The 7,042-nt window shown below is 38.4% G+C and carries 8 protein-coding genes and 1 tRNA gene; all 9 read right to left on the minus strand.

All coding sequences use genetic code 11. The annotated features are described in order from the left end of the window. Window positions 1–260 precede the first annotated feature (260 nt). A tRNA-Ser gene (locus tag QVA17_RS11885) sits at window positions 261–346 on the minus strand. 610 nt (window positions 347–956) lie between these two features. Beyond that, window positions 957–1,649, minus strand: coding sequence for an LrgB family protein (locus QVA17_RS11890; protein WP_442911572.1), 693 nt, complete (start codon window positions 1,647–1,649; stop codon window positions 957–959). A gap of 3 nt (window positions 1,650–1,652) precedes the next feature. Then, window positions 1,653–2,018, minus strand: a complete 366-nt coding sequence (locus tag QVA17_RS11895; protein WP_027432165.1) for a CidA/LrgA family protein — start codon at window positions 2,016–2,018, stop codon at window positions 1,653–1,655. A 186-nt stretch (window positions 2,019–2,204) separates the two neighbouring features. Then, window positions 2,205–3,131 carry a hypothetical protein gene (locus QVA17_RS11900; RefSeq protein ID WP_287389156.1) on the minus strand — a complete coding sequence of 309 codons (927 nt, stop codon included), beginning with the start codon at window positions 3,129–3,131 and terminating at the stop codon, window positions 2,205–2,207. 108 nt (window positions 3,132–3,239) lie between these two features. Continuing rightward, complete coding sequence (gene ispD / locus QVA17_RS11905) at window positions 3,240–3,944, minus strand: 2-C-methyl-D-erythritol 4-phosphate cytidylyltransferase (protein WP_034246470.1); 705 nt, start codon at window positions 3,942–3,944, stop codon at window positions 3,240–3,242. Between the two features lie 85 nt (window positions 3,945–4,029). Continuing rightward, the gene (gene tsaD, locus QVA17_RS11910) at window positions 4,030–5,103 is read right to left on the minus strand and encodes a tRNA (adenosine(37)-N6)-threonylcarbamoyltransferase complex transferase subunit TsaD (RefSeq protein WP_051195517.1); all 1,074 of its coding nucleotides are present in this window, start codon (window positions 5,101–5,103) and stop codon (window positions 4,030–4,032) included. Window positions 5,104–5,213: 110 nt separating this feature from the next. Then, entirely contained in the window at window positions 5,214–5,792 is a 579-nt protein-coding gene (locus QVA17_RS11915) for a DUF6715 family protein (RefSeq protein WP_287389159.1), read from the minus strand. Window positions 5,793–5,863: 71 nt separating this feature from the next. Beyond that, window positions 5,864–6,775, minus strand: coding sequence for a ribonuclease Z (locus QVA17_RS11920; RefSeq protein ID WP_287389161.1), 912 nt, complete (start codon window positions 6,773–6,775; stop codon window positions 5,864–5,866). Between the two features lie 44 nt (window positions 6,776–6,819). Next, on the minus strand, window positions 6,820–7,042 hold a 223-nt coding region (locus QVA17_RS11925), incomplete at its 5' end, for a GNAT family N-acetyltransferase (RefSeq protein WP_287389163.1).

The raw sequence follows: 7,042 nt of genomic DNA on the forward strand, positions 1-7,042 counted from the left end.
CATCCTGAGCCAGGATCAAACTCTCATAAAAAGTTTTACCTTAGCTTAGTTCTGAACGAACTAGCTTAATAGTTTCGTTTCCGTTTAACATTACTGTTATTAAGGATAATCATTTCAAAACAAAATTTGTTTTACGATTGATTACTCGCTTGAATATTTCAAAGAATTTTCAAGGTTGTCATTCTGTTCAGTTGTCAAGGTTCAAATCAAATCCTTTGGATTTGATAGGCAAATTTAAAATCTGTGATTTTAAATTTGAGCGGAGAGGATGGGATTCGAACCCATGCGCCCGTGAAGACAAACGGTTTTCAAGACCGCCCCGTTATGACCACTTCGGTACCTCTCCAGAACATTTCTTAATGTTTTTTGTTTTGTTGTCGTTGCTGTATCGCAGCGACTTGATAATAATAACATTCATAATATTTTTTGTCAACACATTTTTCGAGTTTTTTTTAGATTTTTTGCGATAATTTCTATACTTTACAAATCCTTTTGACAGTCTATTTATCAGTAATTTTGACATCAAATTATAAGAAAATAAGGCAAAAAACGTCGTAAAGCTAGATAAACACTGGCTTGGTTAGCATTTTCATAATAAAAGTAAGCTTAGACCAGTGTTATTGTTGCTTGATTTTTACTGCTTTTAAAAGAGATTTGAGCGGTTGAAAAAAATTTGGGATTTTCTTTGATTTTAGGGTTTTTTATGGTGTTTTCTTTTGTTAATTCTTAATTTAAATTTGGAATTTAATTGCTTTTTAAGGGTTAAATAGACTACCAGAAATATAAAAAGCAGCTATGTACATGCTAAATATAAAGATACGAATTGCAGATGGCTATCAATATACATACAAATGGTAGATAATTGATACGCATTTAGGATCATTAAATTAGCAAGTAGTATAGCTGCCTTGATTATTATATGAATGTTGTCTTTCTATATAAGTACATTTTCATAATTATAAGATTGAAGCAAAGAGGGGTGCAAGGATTACCGTGAGGATTCCTGCGACAGCGAGGGAGAGGCTGCTGATGGCGCCTTCTACTTCTCCGAGCTCCATTGCTTTTGATGTACCCATGGCGTGACTTGATGTGCCGATGGCGACGCCTTTTGCGATTGGGTGCTGGATTTTAAAGAGTTTGCATATGAGTTCTGCAAACATATTGCCAAAGATGCCAGTTACGATGATTGCAACGATGGTGATGGTAATGACGCCGCCCATTTCTTCTGAGACGCCGATACCGATTGCTGTTGTAATGGATTTTGGTAATAGGGTTACGTATGTTTCGTGGTTTAGTTTAAAGATTGCTGTGCAGGCTAGAACGCAGAGCATGCTAGTTATGGTACCTGATAGGATGCCTGCCATGATGGCAAGTCCGTTCTTTTTTAAGCTGTCCATTTGCTCATACATTGGAACTGCAAGGCAAACTGTAGCTGGTGTTAACAAATAGGATATAAAATCTGCTCCTTCTGAATAGCTTTGATAGTCGATTCCTGTAAAGGCAAGGAAGATGATTATTAGAGCTATGGAGATAAGGAGTGGATTGAATATGGCTATTTTAAGCTTCTTCTTTATTAAAACGCCAATGGCGTATGTGATCAGGGTTATGGTTACTCCAAAGAACACTGAACTTTCTAATACTTCCATGATTAATTAACTCTCCTGATTTAATCTTTCTTTTTTCCTAATTACTAATTGTGAGACTCTTCCTGAAACTACCATAACAATTAGGGTTGAGCCGATAATTGTAATGGTGAGTGGGAGCCATACCCCTTTTATGAGGCCCCATTTTTCAAGTAGGCCTACGCCTGCTGGGATAAACATTAATGGCATAACTTCTATTAAAAAGTCGGCTATGTCTTTTACGTGCTCAACTTTTATAACTTTAAACTGAAGTAAAACAAATAATATTAGCATACCATAAATGCTGCCAGGGATTGGTAGGTCAATATAGTAGTGTATTAGCTCGCCCACAAATGATATGAAAATAATAATTAGAAACTGTCTAACATATTTCATTTTTGTTTTCCTTTCTTTCATTTTATAAATGTAAATGCCATAAAATTATAGTGCTTTAAATTGTTAAAAACTAGGTGAATTTTTCACAAAATAAAAAGGGGAATTGCCCACCTATCTTTATAAGTGAACAATTCCCTTTATTTATTAGATACAATTTGTATTAAATTCTATAATTGCCTAATCAGATTACTGCTGATTGTTGAAGCCGCCAAAAGACTGGTTCTGCTGATTAGGATTTGCCTGTGTAGCCTGTGGGTTCTGAGGCTGAGCCGGCTGTGGCTGACCATACTGCTGCTGTGGCTGCTGGTACTGTGGCTGACCGTACTGCTGCTGTGGCTGACCCTGGAACTGTCCTGGCTGACCGTACTGCTGCTGTGGTTGCTGATACTGTGGCTGGCCGTACTGCTGCTGTGGCTGACCCTGGAACTGTCCTGGCTGGCCATACTGTTGTGGCTGACCCTGGAACTGTCCTGGCTGGCCATACTGCTGTGGCTGACCCTGGAACTGTCCTGGCTGACCGTACTGTGGCTGACCCTGGAACTGTGCATTAGTTGCACCGTAACCTGGACGTCCATTAGTAAGTGCAGCGAATGGGTTTAATACTGGTCTATACTGTACTGCCTTATATACGTAAGGAATGATAACACATTCGTTAATCCAGTATGATGCTGCTAAAATAATAGTTACAATAAGTTCTAACACAAAGCCTGCGCCAAACTTGATCTGGATGATATCACCAAACCATGCCTTGTAGGCGTCAATAAGCTTTTCTGACTGCTTTACATCGTTGTTGCTTACGATTATAGCAAGGATAAATACTACTAATGCTGCAATTGTAATGATTGTTGTTACTGCATTTAATACTGGATTTGACTTACCAAGTGCCTGAATTACAAAAAGCACAATTAATGCAATAATTACGATTAAGAATAATGTACCAAAGAAGTTATAATTTACAAGATTGTATGATGTCTTATAACCTTCTTCAAGCCAATCTTCTAATTCACTAGCATCTAATACAACTCTCTTAATTGGTAAGAAAGCAAAAATAAATGCTAGAATTGCTGCGCAAAAACCTACAATATTAGTTCTTTTTAAATTAAATTGGTTCATAGGACCTCCCTCATTATTATAAATTTTTATTAGATTATAGTATCATTATTTTTTTTAGTCAAGTTGGCTTATATCATTTCTTTAATTTAAATTATAAGTCTAATGATTTTAAATAGCCTTTGATAAAAAGCATTCTATGATTGCTAAATCTTCTGGGGTTGTGGCTTTTATATTCTTATAGCTTGATTCTGTTAAAAATGGATCTACGCCTGCAAACTTTGATACTACCATAGCATCATCGGTTACACCGTTAGTTTCCTGGGCTTCATACATTTTCTTATAAGCATCTATTACAAGCTTAAGGCCAAAGCTTTGCGGTGTTTGGATCTGATAGAGGCTGGCTCTATCTGGGGTCTTTATGGCAAAGCCTTCTTTGTTTGCCACTTTGATTGTGTCTTTTGCTTTTACTGCTGCAACGCTTGCCTTATATTTAAGGGCGTCGGCTACGCAGTTTTCTATTATGTCAGTTGTCACTAGCGGGCGGGCGCCATCGTGGATGAGGCATACATTTTCATCGGAAATATCATGTGAGGGAATCATAGATAAACCGGAGAACACTGAGTCGTAGCGCTCTTGTCCTGCTTTGGCGATTCCATATACTTTGTCGAAATTATACTCTTTTATGATTCCTTTGAAGTAATTCTCGTAGTTTGGTGAGGAAACAATTATAATTCGGTCGATTAGCGGGCTTTCCTGAAATGCTTTAAGTGAGTAGTAAATCAAGGGATGTCCTAGTATTTCAAGATACTGCTTTGGGGTATTTGAACCCATTCTTTTGCCTTTTCCACCGGATAAAAGTATGCAATAATTCATAGTTTGCGCTCCTATTGTGACTAGTTTGTTATTATAGCTTATTAGTATTGTAACTTGTATGTATTAGGGCTGCTGCCTTGTTAAGTTAAATTCTTTCGCCTAGTTTTAGGTTTGGCACTGCGTTTAAGTCGAGGCCATGTCTTGTGCCTTTGATATATTCGTAATATGCTGCGGCGCCTATCATTGCGGCGTTATCTGTGCAGAGTACAAGGGATGGTGAGTAAAACTCGATGCCTTCTTTTTCGCACTCTTTTCTTAGGGTTTCGTTAAGGCAAGAGTTCGCTGCAACGCCACCTGCGATGGCAAGCTTCTTTAGGCCGCTTTCCTTAGCTAGCATGATGGCTCTTGATACAAGGGCGTCTACTACTGCCTTCTGGAAGGAAGCAACTAGGTCGGCTCTGTTGATTTCCTCGTGCTTCATCTCTGCCTGGTTTATGTAATTTAGGACGGCTGACTTGATTCCACTAAAGGAGAAGTCGTATGGCGCATCATCCACATGTGCTCTTGGGAATTGTACTGCGTCTGGATTGCCTTCCTTACTTAATTTATCGATCTTTGGGCCACCTGGGTAACCAAGGCCTACTGCACGAGCTACCTTATCAAAGGCTTCTCCTGCGGCATCATCTCTTGTTCTACCTACGATTTCGTATTCGCCGTAGTCTAGAACCTTTATTAAATGTGTGTGACCGCCAGATACTACAAGACCTGCAAATGGTGGCTTTAAATCTGGGTATTCAATAAAGTTTGCAGAGATGTGACCTTCGATGTGGTGAACACCTACTAATGGCTTTTTAAGAGCCCATGCGAGAGCCTTTGCTTCTGCCACACCTACAAGTAGGGCGCCAACAAGGCCTGGACCGTAAGTTACTGCGATTGCATCTATATCATCCCAAGTCATGTTAGCGTCTGCTAAGGCTTTCTTTATTACTGGGTTAATATTTTCAATGTGCTTTCTTGAGGCGATTTCAGGAACTACTCCGCCGTATTCTGTGTGAATGGCAATCTGAGTGTTGATTACACTTGAGATTACTTCACGTCCATTTTTTACAATTGCACAAGCAGTTTCATCACAAGAACTTTCAATTGCTAGGATTGTGATGTCCTTTTTGTTCAAATTTTCTGTATCTGCTTTTATATCTTCACTTGTTAAATTACTCATAAATACTCCTAAAGTAAATGACATATTTTGGGCTTAGCCAGATTTCCTGACTAAGCCCCAGTTATCTAAATTATTCTATTACGATTCTTGCTTATTCGCAAGTTCCTTTTTTACTCTTCCTCTGTTGTATCTAACTCCCAGAAGAGAATCTTCCATTGGCCAGCGTCGTTTTTGCGCATGGTGTACTTATAGTAGGAACTGCGAAGGGTTGAGCCTTCTCTAAAATAATAGAGAACATGTATTGTGGCATACTGTCTTCCTTCAAAGGTTCCATACCTAGTGCCAGAGGCGGTTTGAACGGTGTAGCCGCTTATATAAATATTGGATCCTTTAAATTGTGATATTTCTTCTTTTAGGCCAGCAAGAAATTCATTATATGGATGCTTTTGATTTAACTCATCATCAAAAAGAATTCTTGCTTGCTTTGCAAGACCATCAATTAACTCTTCTTTAGTGTCCTTGTCATAGTAGCATTTACTAATGCGGGCATAGAGAGCTGCCACCTCTTTTGGCGACTCTGGATAGGTCTTTTCTATATCTCTATTGATTAATGCTGAGGCCTCATCGCTGGCGGCTGCCTGATCGACTGCTTGTTGGGTTATATCTTTATTAGCTAGATAAAAATAATAACCTACCGCAGCTATTGCTAGCACACCTATTACGATTACGGTTCTAAGGTATTTTTTCATAGTATTCGTCCCCCAACGATATACATAATTTCACGAGTTATTCTAAAAATATAATATCACATTTTTTATTATTAGTCATCCTCAAAATTAAGTTCTATGCTTTGCTGATCTTTAGCTGCAATTACCTTTGGGAAAATGTGCTTAATTGAATCTACGTAGTCCCAAGGTCTTACTAAAGATGGGGAATAGTGAGTAAGCCAGAGTCTTTCTACTTTAGCTTCTTTTGCAAGCTTTGCTGCCTCTTTAAAGGTCATGTGCTTGTATTCCCTTGCTTTGTGATCTTTATCGTTCTCTCCGTACATGCCTTCGCAAATAAAGAGGTCGGAGTTTTTAGCATTTTCAACGATGGCTGGTACTGGGCGAGTATCTGTACAATAGGTTACCTTGATGCCTTTTCTACTAGCTCCCATTACCATATCGGATGTAAAGGTCTTATCGTTAACCACTACATCTTCGCCATGCTGTAATTTATTCCAAAAATGAACTGGAATTTCTAATTCACGTGCTCTTACTGGGTCGAACTTTCCAATTCGTGGTATGCTAATTGAATAGCCATAGCAGGCTACTGTGTGATTTACCTTAAAGGCATCTATCTCATAGCCATTGATACTAAAGTGAGCAGATGGCTCTGTGATTTCGATACATTTTATTTCAAAGGGTAGTTCAGGGGCGATTACTCTAAGGGAGTTAACTACTCTTTGCAAGCCCTTTGGCCCTATTAGGGTTAGGGGGGCTGTTCTTTCTGAGTTGCCAATGGTTAGTAGTAAACCTGGCAATCCACTTATGTGATCGGCATGGAAATGTGTAAAACAAATTACATCTATAGGGTTATAGCTCCAGCCCTTTTCTTTTATTGCTATCTGTGTTCCCTCTCCACAATCTACAAGTAAACTGCTGCCGTTATATCTTAACATCATTGATGTTAACCATCTTCCTGGAAGGGGCAACATACCGCTTGTTCCTAGCAAACATACATCTAACATTTTCTTACCTTTCTATTGCAAGTTATCTTGATTTTCATTAATTATTAATTATTATCTTTATTTATTATCTTGGACATTATAAGGGCGTCTTCTCTTGGTTTCTCATAGAAGTTCTTGCGCTTTCCTAGGTGCTTAAAGCCTAGCTTCTCATATAGCTTTATAGCTTTATCATTGGATTCTCTTACTTCTAGGAAAAATGCATTGATGCCTCTTTCATGTCCTTTTTCTTCTAAAATATTCATAAGCTTATAAGCTATTCCTAAACGT

The organism is Lachnospira sp., assembly GCF_016290755.1.
In the GTDB taxonomy this organism is placed as follows: Bacteria; Bacillota; Clostridia; order Lachnospirales; family Lachnospiraceae; genus Lachnospira; species Lachnospira multipara.